Source organism: Variovorax paradoxus, assembly GCF_040544635.1.
In the GTDB taxonomy this organism is placed as follows: Bacteria; Pseudomonadota; Gammaproteobacteria; order Burkholderiales; family Burkholderiaceae_C; genus Variovorax; species Variovorax paradoxus_R.
On record NZ_JBEPKJ010000006.1, the window covers coordinates 237,369 to 250,497 of the forward strand.

The 13,129-nt window shown below is 62.0% G+C and carries 17 protein-coding genes and 1 pseudogene; 4 read left to right on the forward strand and 14 right to left on the reverse strand.

Translation table 11 applies throughout. The features are described from left to right. Positions 1-478: 478 nt before the first annotated feature. Together ABIC94_RS12595 and ABIC94_RS12600 are read left to right on the forward strand one after the other, a co-directional pair. Positions 479-889, forward strand: a complete 411-nt coding sequence (locus tag ABIC94_RS12595) for a hypothetical protein (RefSeq protein WP_354373338.1) — start codon at positions 479-481, stop codon at positions 887-889. A 35-nt stretch (positions 890-924) separates the two neighbouring features. Beyond that, positions 925-1,140 carry a hypothetical protein gene (locus tag ABIC94_RS12600; RefSeq protein WP_354373339.1) on the forward strand — a complete coding sequence of 72 codons (216 nt, stop codon included), beginning with the start codon at positions 925-927 and terminating at the stop codon, positions 1,138-1,140. Between the two features lie 93 nt (positions 1,141-1,233). On the opposite strand, the gene ABIC94_RS12605 is transcribed toward ABIC94_RS12600, so the two are convergent. From ABIC94_RS12605 to ABIC94_RS12665, 13 genes and pseudogenes are all read right to left on the reverse strand, one after another. After that, entirely contained in the window at positions 1,234-1,551 is a 318-nt protein-coding gene (locus ABIC94_RS12605) for a hypothetical protein (protein WP_354373471.1), read from the reverse strand. Positions 1,552-1,554: 3 nt separating this feature from the next. Beyond that, positions 1,555-1,629 (reverse strand): annotated as a pseudogene (locus ABIC94_RS12610) (zinc ribbon domain-containing protein); the annotation flags it as partial. A gap of 376 nt (positions 1,630-2,005) precedes the next feature. Continuing rightward, positions 2,006-2,176 (reverse strand): hypothetical protein, encoded by a 171-nt coding sequence (locus ABIC94_RS12615; RefSeq protein WP_354373340.1) that lies wholly within the window; start codon positions 2,174-2,176, stop codon positions 2,006-2,008. A gap of 271 nt (positions 2,177-2,447) precedes the next feature. Next, positions 2,448-2,822, reverse strand: a complete 375-nt coding sequence (locus ABIC94_RS12620) for a nucleotide pyrophosphohydrolase (RefSeq protein ID WP_354373341.1) — start codon at positions 2,820-2,822, stop codon at positions 2,448-2,450. Next, positions 2,815-3,762 carry an MrcB family domain-containing protein gene (locus ABIC94_RS12625; RefSeq protein WP_354373342.1) on the reverse strand — a complete coding sequence of 316 codons (948 nt, stop codon included), beginning with the start codon at positions 3,760-3,762 and terminating at the stop codon, positions 2,815-2,817. Before ABIC94_RS12625 ends, ABIC94_RS12620 begins: the two co-directional genes overlap by 8 nt. Before the next feature lie 258 nt (positions 3,763-4,020). After that, positions 4,021-5,205 (reverse strand): hypothetical protein, encoded by a 1,185-nt coding sequence (locus ABIC94_RS12630; protein WP_354373343.1) that lies wholly within the window; start codon positions 5,203-5,205, stop codon positions 4,021-4,023. Between the two features lie 82 nt (positions 5,206-5,287). Further along, entirely contained in the window at positions 5,288-5,830 is a 543-nt protein-coding gene (locus ABIC94_RS12635) for a hypothetical protein (protein WP_354373344.1), read from the reverse strand. A gap of 3 nt (positions 5,831-5,833) precedes the next feature. After that, positions 5,834-6,043 (reverse strand): hypothetical protein, encoded by a 210-nt coding sequence (locus ABIC94_RS12640; protein WP_354373345.1) that lies wholly within the window; start codon positions 6,041-6,043, stop codon positions 5,834-5,836. A 31-nt stretch (positions 6,044-6,074) separates the two neighbouring features. Further along, entirely contained in the window at positions 6,075-6,743 is a 669-nt protein-coding gene (locus tag ABIC94_RS12645; RefSeq protein WP_354373346.1) for a hypothetical protein, read from the reverse strand. A 2-nt stretch (positions 6,744-6,745) separates the two neighbouring features. Beyond that, a complete protein-coding gene (locus ABIC94_RS12650; protein WP_354373347.1) occupies positions 6,746-7,198 on the reverse strand; it encodes a helix-turn-helix domain-containing protein in 453 nt (150 codons plus the stop codon). Positions 7,199-7,206: 8 nt separating this feature from the next. Continuing rightward, the gene (locus tag ABIC94_RS12655; protein ID WP_354373348.1) at positions 7,207-7,404 is read right to left on the reverse strand and encodes a hypothetical protein; all 198 of its coding nucleotides are present in this window, start codon (positions 7,402-7,404) and stop codon (positions 7,207-7,209) included. 88 nt (positions 7,405-7,492) lie between these two features. Beyond that, positions 7,493-8,332 (reverse strand): DUF6387 family protein, encoded by an 840-nt coding sequence (locus tag ABIC94_RS12660; RefSeq protein WP_354373349.1) that lies wholly within the window; start codon positions 8,330-8,332, stop codon positions 7,493-7,495. Between the two features lie 29 nt (positions 8,333-8,361). After that, complete coding sequence (locus tag ABIC94_RS12665; protein WP_354373350.1) at positions 8,362-9,528, reverse strand: tyrosine-type recombinase/integrase; 1,167 nt, start codon at positions 9,526-9,528, stop codon at positions 8,362-8,364. A 273-nt stretch (positions 9,529-9,801) separates the two neighbouring features. Here ABIC94_RS12665 and ABIC94_RS12670 point away from each other — a divergent pair, with 273 nt between their 5' ends. Continuing rightward, positions 9,802-10,320 carry a thermonuclease family protein gene (locus tag ABIC94_RS12670; protein ID WP_354373351.1) on the forward strand — a complete coding sequence of 173 codons (519 nt, stop codon included), beginning with the start codon at positions 9,802-9,804 and terminating at the stop codon, positions 10,318-10,320. Between the two features lie 40 nt (positions 10,321-10,360). Here the strand turns inward: ABIC94_RS12670 and ABIC94_RS12675 are convergent, their stop codons facing one another. Then, on the reverse strand, positions 10,361-11,707 hold the full coding sequence (locus ABIC94_RS12675; protein ID WP_354373352.1) for an NAD(P)/FAD-dependent oxidoreductase: 1,347 nt from the start codon (positions 11,705-11,707) through the stop codon (positions 10,361-10,363). 164 nt (positions 11,708-11,871) lie between these two features. On the opposite strand from ABIC94_RS12675, the gene egtB reads away from it, so the two are divergent. Next, positions 11,872-13,128, forward strand: a complete 1,257-nt coding sequence (gene egtB / locus ABIC94_RS12680; protein WP_354373353.1) for an ergothioneine biosynthesis protein EgtB — start codon at positions 11,872-11,874, stop codon at positions 13,126-13,128. The last annotated feature ends 1 nt before the right edge of the window (position 13,129 follow it).

Below are 13,129 nucleotides of genomic sequence, written 5' to 3' on the forward strand. Positions count from 1 at the left end.
TTCTGCGGGGGTGCAAAACACGACCGAAAGGGGTGCAACGGGTTGCACCCAAACCGTCATAGAACCGTCAAAGAAGGAGGAGAACGCGTGCGCGACTCCGTGCGTGGGTCAACGAGGCCCGAAGCTGCTGCCCGACGACAAAAGCCACCCCACGCCGGCGGCCCCTAGGGCGCCCGCAAAGCCCGCGACGCCACACTCCCCTCAGGACAGCCATTCGGGGCCCCCTGCGCCCGTTTTCGACGCTTTGGCGAGCTTTTGGCACCGGCCGGTGGGCTCCCATTCCTCCGCGCCCGTGCGCGGCCGAGCCCCCAAAACCTGCACCCAGAAAGACGCTCTCTATTCGCTCGACCTCCGCCTGGACGGGTGGTTCAGCTGGGCAGGTCAGGCCTGAGCAGTGCAGATTGCGACCAACAGCCGCAACCGGTTGCCTCGGTTCAGGTCGTAGACTTCCAGCTCCCACAAAGAGGATGGAGGACCCATGGCTGTGCTGAATCGCTTTGACGGCGCGATGCAGGTGATCGGTGGCGTGTGCGCTGCGGTCGTCTTGGGTGTTATTGCTTGGCACTGGTACAAGGATTGGTCTAGAGAGAACGACCGCAAGGCACTTGAGCAGCAGAAGCAAGCTGTCGGAACGGATGCGAGCGTCACGGCCAGCCTGCTCGTCGCGGCGTACAAGGCTTGCCGACCCCTTGGGCTAGACGTTCGTGCGTGCGTGGGCCACAAAGGGCCTCTCATCCAAGACCAGACCGCCCCGGTCGTCGCGTCACTGGCCGTCGAGCGACAAGGGGCGTACGAGGCAGGATGCCGAAGGCACTACGAGGTTCAATATTGCAACGACTTGCTGATGAGGGCCATCAACATCGAGTACCAGACTTCGAAGGATCGGTGACCCCATAGACTTCCAGCACCAACAAGGAGGAGGACATGCTCTGCGAGAACTGCAACGCACTGAACAGCAAGCGCACGAGGGAGTACGGCGCGCACGCAGACCTCAAGCATGTGGACAGCCAGAACTGGAGCAAGATCGCCGGAGGCATGGCGAAGGGTTCCATCGAGCACTACGAGTGCCAAGTCTGCGGTACCAAGATGGTTGCCGATAGGGACAAGAACGACGAGTACGCGATCTGGGAGATCGAGTGATGAGCTTCGTCCCTTCTGCAACACAGGGACGAAGAACGACAGCAGAACTGGCGGCGCCGAGGTCGGTGCGGTTGCCGCTCGAAGTCGGATCTTCTACTGACCTATCGCCTTTCCATTGATGGACAGCCCTTCGCATTTTTCTCGAACAACTCTGTCGTACGCGAGCTTGTCGGCGTAGCCAATCGTGCTGTGTCCGATGCCTGACATCATGGCAGCCGCGCATTCCTTTTTCCGCGCATCAAATCTTTCTGCAGCGTGGGCGTCGTCCGGATCGGCGGCCTTCCCGACGAGCATCAATAGCACAAAGAGAACGGCTGGAACGATGAACACCCACTTCAGCCAGCCGCCTTTTTTTTCCGCAGGCGGCGCTCCCGCGACGGCGGGCAGTTCTACGCCTGGCAGCTTGATCATTGGATGGCCACAGGAGGGGCAAGCACGTGCCTTGTCGCTTAATTTCTTTTCACACTCCGGACATGCAACTAGGGCCATCGCAACCTCACGGTAGTTTGCCGCCAGATTACGCTTTAAGTATTAATGGTCGAATGGGCGCTTTGTCATGACTTTCATGGGGCAATACACTGGACGCCTCCCGCTACTCGCCGCGCCCCTACTGACAGTGGCTCCGAACATTTGCGCTGCTAGTCCATCAGCTATTCGCGCTTGCCAACACGCCGTCGCTATGCGTGCTCAAGTCGGTGCCATATTTGGTGCGCACCGACGCGTCCAAGCCGAGTAGCTGAGCGCGGCATATCGGGTGTTGAGCGCCGAGATGAGCGCGGCGAGGTCACTGCGCCAGCGTTGAAATAGACCGGGGCTAGCATGTCGTCGGCGGGCCTTCGGAGGCAAGCAGTGGGCTGCCCGAGCTTTAATCACCGCGGGTCATCGTTTCCTGCTGGGCTTTCGCAGTAGCGGCCCAATCCTCGGGCGTCATGACGCCACCCACCACCAGCACGCCCTCGCTCTGCGTGGTGAGGTCGGTGCGGTTCTCGGTGCGCACAGGCGCGTCCAGGCCGAGAAGGCATGCGCGCCGCGTCATGATGTTGAGCGCGGCGAGGTCGCTGCGGTAGGCATTGCCGCACACCCGTGCACTGGGATGAACATGGCGTCGAGGCGCTCCAGCTCCAGTTGCCCCACCTGGCCGGTTCGCTCGGCCAGCATGCGCTTCAGGGCGCATTCCACGCAGTCTCATGCGGACTGGGGCTGGACACTTTCGGCTTGTCGGCGATCTGGGCGTAGTTCAGGCCGCACCTTGCGGTGGTGGAATGCTTTCACAGCTGGCCAACGGACTCGAGTCCTGATTTTGAGTCTTATTCTTTCTTGTACTCCGAGTATTTGCGTGCATCACCACGCACTCTATCTGCGGGATACTTGGCTCGATTGATTGTCATTTTTTCGACGACCGCTGCGGCGAGATCGACATCAAGCTTATCGGCGAGCCGAATTAAATAGACTAAAACGTCGGCCATTTCATGCCGAATCTGCTCGAGCCTCTCCTCATTGAGTTCGCTTTTGCCGCCCGTTTGAAGCCATTGAAAATGTTCGAGAAGCTCCGCGGCTTCGACACATAGGGCGATGGATAAATTCTTTGGGGTATGGAATTGATCCCAGTCGCGCTCAGCAACAAAGATTCGAATTTCTTCGCGGAGTTTGATAAAATCACTGCCCTCCGAATACTCAACCATGGTAGTGCTCTGCCTTAAATTTCTCAATATCCTCTAAGCAGCCGGAGCGATGAACCATGCGGTGGCAGTTCGAACATAGCACCGTAAAATCATTTAATGGATTCATTGCCACCTTCGTGCCCTTAAGGGCGGCTATCGGCTTCAAATGATGGGCTTCAATGTACCCCTTTCCAAGAGCGCCATACTTTTTTTCAAAGTTGGTGTTGCAGACCTTGCAGACGTAACCCTGTAATTTCTTGACGTCCTTCGAAAGCCTGACGTTGCGTTCAATGCGCTTATGAAAACGAAACTTAGTCCCATCTTCGTAATGAAGATCCACTGGTTCATCGCCTTCACTTGCGTTATTCGAATCGCTAATGACCTCCCCCTCGAGGATTGCCTGATATAACAACAACATGCTTGACAGATCGCCAATCAGTTGTGCTTCCGGCGGTAGTTGATTGATTGGATAAAACTTAGCGCAGATATTTCCTGCTTCATAGAAGGCGGTATCGTTGGATGGTGCTGTCGGAGCCAAGTCAATAACAAGGTCTGGAAACAGATTAATCTGAGCTCCCAGCATGGCTCGAAAATTCGCAGCCCTGGCACGAAGCGCAGTTTTCGCGTCTGCCTTGTAGTTTTTTTTCGCCTCCGTCATGCCCTGATTGAGACTGAGATAGACGCCTTGCATGTCCTCGCGAAATAGATAAACAGGGTAGTAGCCGCTCTGTGCCGATGTTGTTACTAGCTGGTCGAAAATGCCTACCCAGGGTCCTTTTACCCAGCGCCCTTGCCCAGCACTAGCCTTAAAAATGAGGCGCCCATGATCTCCTGAGGCGCTTGCGACAGCATCGCGAAAATCCTTGCGCAAGAATTTCGCGGTCGGATGCTCTTTGAGATCGTCCTTGGCGGCCGTCAAATAGGTGGTCAAAACACGTTCAATACATTCTCTCAATTGCATGGTTGTCCTTGACCTGGTATTTTCGAACTTGAGCTCAGATACCGAATGGTACTGGGGGCATCGCGCATCGTGCCCGCAAGCGGCCTGTGGCGACCAATATCTGCAGACGCTCGGTGGCGTTGAAGGGCGTAGCGGCAGCTCGTGCAGTGACACTTCGATTGCCGCATTGACCTGGGCGGCCGGATGGTCTCAATCGCCTGGAACTGCAGCGAGCGGCTGCTGATTTCCGGGGCGACAGGCCGTGGCACGGCTCGGCGTTCAGGATTTTGGAAGCGACCAGGTCTTGCTCAGGCGGAGCAGCGCCGACGCCGCATCTCGGGTCAGCTCGATGTTGTCCGGCCTGTCGCCGACATGCAGACCGGCCTTCTGGAGTGCCTTGCTCACCGATGGCCACTTGATGGTGCCGCGTCCCACGATGGGTTCGAAGTGGCAAATCAGCATGCCATCAACTCGCTCGAGGCGGCTGATTCTGGTTGTCCCAATCAACTCCTTGATCGGTCGATGAGTTTTTGGGCTGCTGCCGGTGACGGCCGGGAAAACGAGGTCGCCGACACGCAGCTGGCTCGCGACGGGCGAGTCGACCTTGATGCTCGTGCGATCAGGCGGCGCCCGACGAAAGCGCGGACCGGTCGGAGTCGCTGCCTTTGGTGGAGCCTCTCCCCTCACAACCGCATCAAGCTCGTCCATGAGATTTCGGCCCAACACCACGGCGAGCTTCGGGTCGATCGGCAACGGCCTGGGCGGCGTCCGCACCGGTTCTAGCGACGTCGTCAGCATCCACACTGTCGGGGCACGAACTCGGCCAGCGGCCGACGCTCGGTCCTCCGGGATCAGGGGGCCCAGCAGCTCTGACCCGACGTCGATCCTTGCCCGGTTGAGGCGCCGGACCGGCGGATGTCGCTTTACTTCGATTGCCTCGATCCGTTTCAAGAACTCGTCGTTGATCTCCCGGGCCTGGGGTTGAGCCATCGTCACCCGGATGAGTTCGAGAACAGATCCACGAATCTGGGAGTCAGTAGACCATGTGGCGGCTTCAAGCAGTCGTTCGGAGTTCGAGGTCATGTTTCCCGACCCGACCATAGAGTAGGGACCGATCACGGCCACCTTGGCGTGCAGCCCGGCAAACGAACGGAGCTGAGCCCCGTTGTTGTGGATCTGCCGGAGCAACCGGGCCGACGTGGCCCCGTCTTCGATGCAGCGCTTCGACGCATCGCAGATCAGTGTGTCGCCGGCTCGAAGGCCCAGGTGATCATTGGTGACATAGGAGATCGCAGCCAAGATCGGTGGGCGATCACCATTCTTGTCGTGCAACTTGCCCACTGCCTCGCGCACTCTAGGCCATAGGTCGTCGCTCAGCAGTACCGTGATTGGCGGCGCTGCACCGGCGGCCGCGTCCGAAAAGCCCAGCGGCTTCGATCTCTTGATCCTGTGCAGTGACGCCATAGTGGACTTTTTGCTTTTGAGCGGAGTTCCAGTATCGGTCTACGCCGAGGCAATATGGCTGGATTGTGTCTTCAACGCGGCCTCAATCGCCACGGGTAATTTCTTCCTGCTGCACCTTGGCGGCGGCGGCCCATTTTTCGGGTGACATGACGCCACCCACTACCATGATGCCGGTCGTGCTGTTGGGGTCGAGGTCGGTGCGGTTCTCGGTCTTAAGCGGCGCGTCCAGGCCCAACAACCGGGCACGGCGCGTCATGATGTTCAGCGCGGCGTTGAGCGCGGCGAGATCACCGCGACAGGCGTTGGCATAAACCGGGATAAACATCGCATCAAGGCGCCCAAGCTCAAGCTTTCGAACGATGGCGGCGGGCTCCTGCAGCGTGCGCTTGAGCGCGCTCTCCACAGCATTCCATGCGGCTTGCGGGCTGCCCATGCCGAGCCTATCCGCGATCTCGGCGTAGGTCAGGCCCATCTTGCGGTAGTGAAGCGCCTTCACCTGCTGTTCAACGGCTTCGAGGCGCCGCTGGCTGTGCAGGCTTTCGCCGGGTCGATTCTTCGCCCTGCGCTTGGGCTGGACGGCGGCCAGCGAATTGCCGGCCGCGGCCGGAATGTCAGTATTGGCCATGGTTCAGGCCTCGTCGCGCACAGCCATGACTTCGCCCCTGGCAGTGCGCCACAACGAATAGCCGTCTGGCGGAGGTGCCCAGCCGGCGGGCAGGTCAATCAGCGCGCCACCACGGATGCGAGCGAACTCAGCGAACGGCAAGCGCTCCATGTGGAAAGCCCCATCGGGGACGGCGGTGCCGTCAGCGCGGAAGCGATAGGTGACAACCTTCATGGCTCACTCTCTTTCAGTATGGACTGGTAATTTACGTAGTGGTGTGCAGAATCTGCAGGCGGTCGTGCATGACTTCGATCTCCGCATCAAGGTGGGCGACACCCGCATGGGTATTGGCTTTGCGGCTGATTCGCCGAACCACTGGCGCTCCAGTTTCTGCAGTAGGCCCGGTGGTAGTGACTGCAGCATCTGCAGCGCCACTTGCCCCCATCGGTGCAGTTTCTGCAGCGTCACGGTGCAGTTCCTGCAGCGCTGTTTTTTTCTTCGGCGTCGATGCTTCGGACACTGCGCGCCGCGCCTCGGCCAGCGTCTTGAACGCCTTGTAGTCGTCGGTCGCCTTGCATGCATCGATGCCGAGGTTCTTGCGCTCGAACACCTCGATATCGGTAAACCGATAGAGGTTGCAGAGTTTCGAGCCGCGATCCACTCCGATCGTCTTGCGGGTCTTGCGCAGCAGGCCGACAGCTTCGAGCTGGCGCAGCGCCTTGGCGAGCGTCGTCGAACTTGCCCAGCCGCGATGCTTCAGTTCCGACAACGGCGCGCTGATGTCACCGTTGTTGAAGCCTCCCATGCGGCTGCGCAGGTCCACGAACAATGCCCGAGCGGTCCAGTCCAGTGCAATGAAGGCAGGACTCCTGAGCAACGAAAGGTCGATCCGGATATGGGGCGCGACGGGGCCCGGGCGCTTGTCTCGGCCCATTTTTATTGCCGCTCCATGTCTGCACCCACGCCATAGGGCCTCTCGCTCTCTGCCGCGAGACACGGGCGCGTGTCCGCCGAGGCCGCGCCTTCCAACACTGCCAGCTGGTTCGACATCGAGCCGCCATGCGTGCGCACCTCTGATACCAGTGTGTAGAGGGCACAGCGGGCATGTCGAAAACCGGCTCGATCCACAAGCACTACCAAATCAGTAGTGATGGCGTAGCCAAACCGATCGCGCAGTTCTTTGATGCGAGCGGCGACCTGATAGATGCCGAGCTTGCGAAGGTCTTCGGTACTTTGCGGCCGATGCCGGAGCGCGGCCACGATGCGGCGGCGCTGGGCTTCACTGTGGGTCGAAGTGGGGCTAAACTCGCACCCAGACTGTCCAGTCTTGAGGGGGCTTACCGCTGCAACGGTCGGCCCCTTCGCCTTTTCGAGTGTAGGGTTGTCCATGCTGCACCTCACGCCGTGACCTGCTCGGCGGCCGTTTCTGCTTCGATGCGGCGGCGCCACTCGGCCGCGGCTTCCTGGCTGATGAGGGTGCGCCGGCCCACCTTCATCAAGCGCGGCGCCTTGCCTTGCTTGATCAACTCATAGAAGTGGGTCCGGCTGATGTTGTGGCCCTCGCAGAACTGCGGGACCGTGGCTGCTGACTTCATGACTGTTCGCCTTTCTTCGGTAGTGAACAGTTGTAGTCTCGGGATTTGGGCTCCTGATTCCTATGGAGCTTTCTGCGCAAAAGTTTCCCTAGGAATTGCGCCGCTTGCTTCGAACCGCTGCACGCGCTGGCGCTGTGAGCCAGCCGCGCATCACCATGTTGTCGAGCAGTTCTGTGCAGTTCTTTTTTGTCTCGCGCAGCGCGTCCGGATCGATCTCCAAGAGCCGTGCGAGGGCAGCGCTGGTGATGGCCGAGTCGGTTTCGTTCACCCATCGTTGAATGTCCATGCACGGAAGGACAGCGCGAGCCGCAAAGGTTTTCATGTTCGCCGCGTTGTGCTTGCCGAAGATGCGCGCCGCTTCGCGGTGTGGTTGCGGGATGGGCAGCTTGGCAAATTCCCGTCGCTTTTCCGCGATGAAGTCGCGCACATCGGCGACGATCTCGTCATCGGCCTTGCTCAGATCGATTCGTACGAACACCCCGAGCATGCGCTCCGGAAACGTCTGATCCAGTGAATCGAAAAATCCCGGGGGGAAGGCGTCGCGAGTGCACTTGCCAGGCTCATAGATGCGGCCAATTTCCCGGATGTGCTCTGGCAGCCGCTTCTCGAAGAAATACAGTTCGTCAGTCCGAAGAGATTTCACACTGGAGAGAGGTTCGTACCCGCTGAGAATGCGCTGCACGTCCTGATCGACGTCAGACCGTTTCGCCAACATGAGTTGCAGCATGAATGCGCTGTCATGACCTCGGCGGACCAACGGCACCTCGCGCAGATAGTCGGAAAGCTGGCCGTCATCGTCGTTGCGCGAAAGGTGCCCGCGCAACAGAAGGTTGATGTACCAGTCCGCCGCGTCCATCTTCTCCGCGTGGGCATACTTTGCCAAGTCGAACCACGGCGGTGGCGTGAAGGTTGTTTTTTGTCGAGCCATTGAAGCTATTTGGTGTGCGAGAGTGAGGGTTACAGGGCCAGGTGGGCCAGTGCCGTTCGTGCATGGTCGCGTGTCAGGTGGCCATAGTGCTTCTCGATCATTCCGATGCTCGTGCCCGACAGTTGCGCGACCGTCAAGCTGTCAACACCCGCGTGGATGAGATCGGTGATCGTGCTGTGCCGGACGCTGTACGTCGTCGCCTTTGGCGGCATGTCTGCCAGCGCGGCCGCTTGGTTGAAGTGGTAGCCCCAGGTGTCCCGACCCCATGGCCGGCCGGCAGCATTGGTGAAGATCGGCGCGGCAGGCAGCTTGTCCTTGCAGTGCAGCGCGAAGAATGCGGCGGTCTTTTCCGGCAGCGAGATTTTGCGATTGCTGCCCGCCTTGTCCTTGCTAATGGTCAGCACCCCGAGCCGCTTGTCGAAGCTGCCAACGGTCAGCGCCGCCAGCGCCCCGGGGCGTAGAGGTACCAGTGACAGGGCGCGAAGGAAGTCGGCCATTTCGCTGGTGGCGCACTCGATCAGCTTTCGGCGCTGGTTCTTGTCGAGATACACGTCGCGGCGCTTGTCCGCATTCTTGTTCGGTGCGAGCTTGGCGCGCCATGCAAAGTTCGACGTCACCAGGCCGTCCCGGTAGGCGAGGTTGAGCACGGCCCGGAACGTGTTCATGTCGCGGTTCATCGTGCTGTCGGAACGCTTCTTGCCCTTGTTGGCGCCGCTGGGGTTGGGCTTGTCGCGGAGAGCCCTGCGCCATGCCTCGATGTGCGCCGGGGTCAGTTTGCCGATCTCTACCGCCATCAGCTTCTTATCGCTGAGAACGTGCCGATCGAGCCGCGCTTGGGTATCGTCCGCCGCCATGTCTCCCTTGCCGTCGCGGATATGCGCCACGTACTTCCGGCAGGCCGCGCCCACGGTCGTAGCGTCGTTGCTGCCGCCCTTCCCAAGATGCTCGAGCCATACGCTCGTGGCTTTGCTTGCTGCGTCGAACCTCTGATGATCGGGCAGTTCTGTGAAGTCGCCGAGCGGGCGATAGAGCTGCTTGCCAGTGGTGTCGTCCAGGCTGCGAGCCAGCCATGTGCCGTCGGTGCCCGCGGTCATCTTCCGAAAGCCGACGTAGCAGCCCTTGGACAACTTCGCCCAGTACGGTTCGCGCCTGGGCTTCAGCTTCGTGCGTTCGGAAACCTTGGAGATGTTTGACATGGCGTGGCGTACGAAAAACGTACGGAAAACATTTGCGTACTTGAGCGTACCTCAACGAACCAAAAACCGCTTGCTACAGGGGAAAAACTGTTCGCGGGTGTTCGCTGAAAACCGCGAACTCTGCCCAAGAGCGGCAGCGGCAAGGTGATGTGGCGGTTGCTGCAGGAAGACGAGAACGAGGCCGCCGCGTAACAGCGGGTTCGTGCCCGCGGGGCGGGGCACTTCGCACCGAGAATCCGTGGCTTTTACTGCCACGTTTTTCTCTCTCTGCTCATGCGCTTGCGCTTCCTGCCTGTCATCTGTCTTGCGCTTTTGCCCCTGTTGTCGCACGCCGCTGCGCGAACCTGCCTGGTCGTCGGCATCAGCGACGGCGACACGCTCACCGCCCGCTGCGGCCGCATCGGTTCCTATGAAGAGGTCAAGGTGCGCATTGCCGCCATCGATGCACCTGAAAGAGCCCAGCCCTACGGACAGCGCAGCAGGCAGGCGCTGAGCCGCATCTGCTATTTCGAGCAGGCCGTGATCACCGAGCACGACACCGACCGCTATGGCCGCACGGTGGCCGATGTGAGTTGCAACGGCGAGGATGCCGGAACGCGGATGGTGGCCGAAGGTTGGGCATGGGTGTACGACTTCAACGGCATTGCCACGCGGCGCGGCGGCGGGTTGTTCAAGTTGCAGGAGAGCGCGCGTGCACAGCGCCAGGGGCTCTGGGCCGGCGCCAAACCGACAGCGCCGTGGGATTGGCGGCGTCGCCAGCGCGAGAACCGTTCGAACGACTTTCTTTTCTGAGCCGCGCTCGGGGCTGCCGGCCCGGCGGGCGCCTCGCCGCCTAGGACTCGCTCTTGCCCTGCACGTCCGCCACCACGCGCGCGTTGCGCTGGAAGCTCCAATAGGCGCTGGCCCAGTCCATCATCACGACGATGCGGTTTCGAAAGCCGATCAGGAAGTACGCATGCGCAAACAGCCAGAACAGCCATGCGAGCCGGCCGCTGAAACGCAGCGGGCCGAAAGGCGTGCCCAGGTCCACCACCGCCGAGTTGCGGCCGATGGTGGCCAGGTTGCCGTAGTCGCGGTAGCGAAAGGGCACCGTCGGCGCGCCCGCAATGCGGTGAAGAATATTCGCGGCCGCTGCGCGGCCCATCTGCTTGGCGCCGGGCGACACGCCGGGCACGGGCTTCGGCGGCTTGCCGGGTGCATGGCTCATGGCCGCCGCAAGATCGCCGACCACGCTGATTTCGGGGTGGCCGGCCAGGCTCAGGTCGGGCTCGACCTTGATGCGGCCCGCGCGATCGCATTCCGCGCCCGTCGCTTCGCCCAGCATGCGGCCCAGCGGCGAAGCCGCAACGCCCGCCGCCCACACCACGCAGCTGCTGTCGATGCGGTAGCCGGTGGCCGGCGCGCCGTCTGCGCCGCCGCCTGACTGCACTTCGAGCCCATGAGCGTCGATGGCGGTCACGCGGGCATTCAGCCGCACTTCGACGCCGAGTTTTTCCAGTTGTTCCAGCGCTTTCTGGCTCAGGCTCTCGGGCATGGCCTGCAGCACGCGCGGCCCGCCTTCGACCAGCAGAACCTGCGCGCTGCTAGGGTCGATGTGGCGGAACTCCCCGGAAAGGGTGTGCTTGGCAATCTCGGCCAGGGTGCCGGCCATTTCGACGCCGGTCGGCCCGGCACCGATCACCACGAAGGTGAGCAGGGCGCGGCGGCGCTGCGGGTCGGTTGCGGTTTCGGCCGTCTCGAACGACATCAGCACGCGCCGGCGGATCTCGAAGGCGTCGGCCAGCGTCTTGAGGCCGGGCGCAAGGGGCGCCCATTCGTCATGGCCGAAATAGCTGTGCGTGGCGCCGGCCGCGACGATCAGGTGGTCGTAGCTCACCCGGCTGCCGTTGGTCAATTGAACCGCTTGCGCCGACGGATCGATGGCGCTCACTTCGCCGAGCAGCGTGGTGATGCGCGGCTGCTGGCGGAACAGGGCCCGCACCGGCGCCGCGATGGACGGCGCGGCCAGTCCGGCGGTCGCCACCTGGTACAGCAGAGGCTGGAACAGGTGGTGATTGGTTTTTTCGATCACCGTCACATCCACGTCGGCGCTGTCGAGTCTTCGGGCGGCTTCGAGTCCGCCGAATCCGCAGCCGACGATGACGACGTGGGGGCGGGCGGAGGCGTTGTTCGTTTGCATCGAACGGATGATACGCAGCCGCCCTGCACGCCGGCGCATCTTGTGCCACAGTGACTCCCCCCACCGATCGGCGCCTGCAATGCAGCGCCAGGGCGAGAACTTGTCCTACGCACTGCAGCAATACGAATCGGCTACAACTTGCGGTTGACCCGACTGGAGACACCATGACGCTTTCCCGGCCGATCACCCAGGCGGCGAGCGCACTGCGCGACAAGTTCCGCGAGGTGCGCGCCGCCAGCCTGGCGCTCGCCGCGCCGCTCTCCGCCGAAGACCAGTGCATCCAGTCGATGCCTGACGCGAGCCCGACCAAATGGCATCTCGCGCACACGACCTGGTTCTTCGAGACCGTGCTGCTCCAGCCGCACGCCACGGGCTACCGGCCCTTCGATGTGCGCTTTCATTACCTCTTCAACTCGTACTACGAGGCGCTCGGCCCGCGGCATCCGCGGCCGCAGCGGGGGCTGCTCACGCGCCCGTCGGTGGACGAGGTGCATGCCTACCGAAGCCATGTCGACGAGGCGGTGCTCGCGCTGCTCGACGGGGAAATGGGCGACCACGACTGGGCCGCCATCGAGCCCATCGTGACGCTCGGGCTGCACCACGAGCAGCAGCACCAGGAACTGCTGCTGACCGACATTCTTCATGCGTTGTCGTGCAACCCGCTGCTGCCCGCCTACAAGCCGGCCGCGGGGCCCGCGCTGCGGCTCGCCGCCGTGCCGCCGACCATGCGCTGGCTGCCGCAGCCCGGCGGCGTGGTCCAGGTCGGCCATGAAGGGCCTCGGCAAGGCTTTGCCTTCGACAACGAAACACCGCGCCATGATGCCCTGCTGCAGCCTTATGCCGTTGCCGACAGGCTGGTGAATTGCGGCGACTACGCGCAATTCATTGCCGATGGCGGCTACCAGCGGCCCGAGCTCTGGCTGTCCGACGGCTGGGCCGCGGTGCAGGCGCAGGGCTGGCGGCATCCGGCTTATTGGATTGCGGCGGACGACCCACGGCTCGGAGCCCTGCAGCACCAGGGCGGCTGGCAGGTGTTCGGGCTGCACGGCGTGCGGCCCATGGAAGCCGAGGCACCGGTTTCGCAGCTGAGCTTCTACGAAGCTGCCGCGTATGCCGAATGGGCCGGTGCGCGGCTGCCCACCGAGTTCGAATGGGAGGCCGCCTTCGATGCGCCCGGCATCTCGCAGATGACCGGCCATGTCTGGCAGTGGACGCGTTCCTCTTACGACCCCTATCCCGGGTTCAGGCCCATGCCCGGCATCGCGGCCGAATACAACGGCAAGTTCATGGTGGGTCAACTGGTGTTGCGCGGTGGCAGCGTGGCCACCCCGGCCGGGCACACGCGGCCCAGCTACCGCAACTTCTTTCCGCCGGCGGCGCGCTGGCAGTTCTCGGGGCTGCGGCTCGCGAAAGACGTCTGAA

What these genes read in the sequence shown, in the direction of transcription:
- ABIC94_RS12675 (WP_354373352.1), bottom strand. Translation starts at nt 11,707, where the DNA reads ATGCAAACGAACAACGCCTCCGCCCGCCCCCACGTCGTCATCGTCGGC.
- ABIC94_RS12665 (WP_354373350.1), bottom strand. Translation starts at nt 9,528, where the DNA reads ATGTCAAACATCTCCAAGGTTTCCGAACGCACGAAGCTGAAGCCCAGG.
- ABIC94_RS12650 (WP_354373347.1), bottom strand. Translation starts at nt 7,198, where the DNA reads ATGGACAACCCTACACTCGAAAAGGCGAAGGGGCCGACCGTTGCAGCG.
- egtB (WP_354373353.1), top strand. Translation starts at nt 11,872, where the DNA reads ATGACGCTTTCCCGGCCGATCACCCAGGCGGCGAGCGCACTGCGCGAC.
- ABIC94_RS12640 (WP_354373345.1), bottom strand. Translation starts at nt 6,043, where the DNA reads ATGAAGGTTGTCACCTATCGCTTCCGCGCTGACGGCACCGCCGTCCCC.
- ABIC94_RS12645 (WP_354373346.1), bottom strand. Translation starts at nt 6,743, where the DNA reads ATGGGCCGAGACAAGCGCCCGGGCCCCGTCGCGCCCCATATCCGGATC.
- ABIC94_RS12615 (WP_354373340.1), bottom strand. Translation starts at nt 2,176, where the DNA reads ATGACGCGGCGCGCATGCCTTCTCGGCCTGGACGCGCCTGTGCGCACC.
- ABIC94_RS12635 (WP_354373344.1), bottom strand. Translation starts at nt 5,830, where the DNA reads ATGGCCAATACTGACATTCCGGCCGCGGCCGGCAATTCGCTGGCCGCC.
- ABIC94_RS12630 (WP_354373343.1), bottom strand. Translation starts at nt 5,205, where the DNA reads ATGGCGTCACTGCACAGGATCAAGAGATCGAAGCCGCTGGGCTTTTCG.
- ABIC94_RS12600 (WP_354373339.1), top strand. Translation starts at nt 925, where the DNA reads ATGCTCTGCGAGAACTGCAACGCACTGAACAGCAAGCGCACGAGGGAG.
- ABIC94_RS12620 (WP_354373341.1), bottom strand. Translation starts at nt 2,822, where the DNA reads ATGGTTGAGTATTCGGAGGGCAGTGATTTTATCAAACTCCGCGAAGAA.
- ABIC94_RS12655 (WP_354373348.1), bottom strand. Translation starts at nt 7,404, where the DNA reads ATGAAGTCAGCAGCCACGGTCCCGCAGTTCTGCGAGGGCCACAACATC.
- ABIC94_RS12605 (WP_354373471.1), bottom strand. Translation starts at nt 1,551, where the DNA reads ATGATCAAGCTGCCAGGCGTAGAACTGCCCGCCGTCGCGGGAGCGCCG.
- ABIC94_RS12670 (WP_354373351.1), top strand. Translation starts at nt 9,802, where the DNA reads ATGCGCTTGCGCTTCCTGCCTGTCATCTGTCTTGCGCTTTTGCCCCTG.
- ABIC94_RS12595 (WP_354373338.1), top strand. Translation starts at nt 479, where the DNA reads ATGGCTGTGCTGAATCGCTTTGACGGCGCGATGCAGGTGATCGGTGGC.
- ABIC94_RS12625 (WP_354373342.1), bottom strand. Translation starts at nt 3,762, where the DNA reads ATGCAATTGAGAGAATGTATTGAACGTGTTTTGACCACCTATTTGACG.
- ABIC94_RS12660 (WP_354373349.1), bottom strand. Translation starts at nt 8,332, where the DNA reads ATGGCTCGACAAAAAACAACCTTCACGCCACCGCCGTGGTTCGACTTG.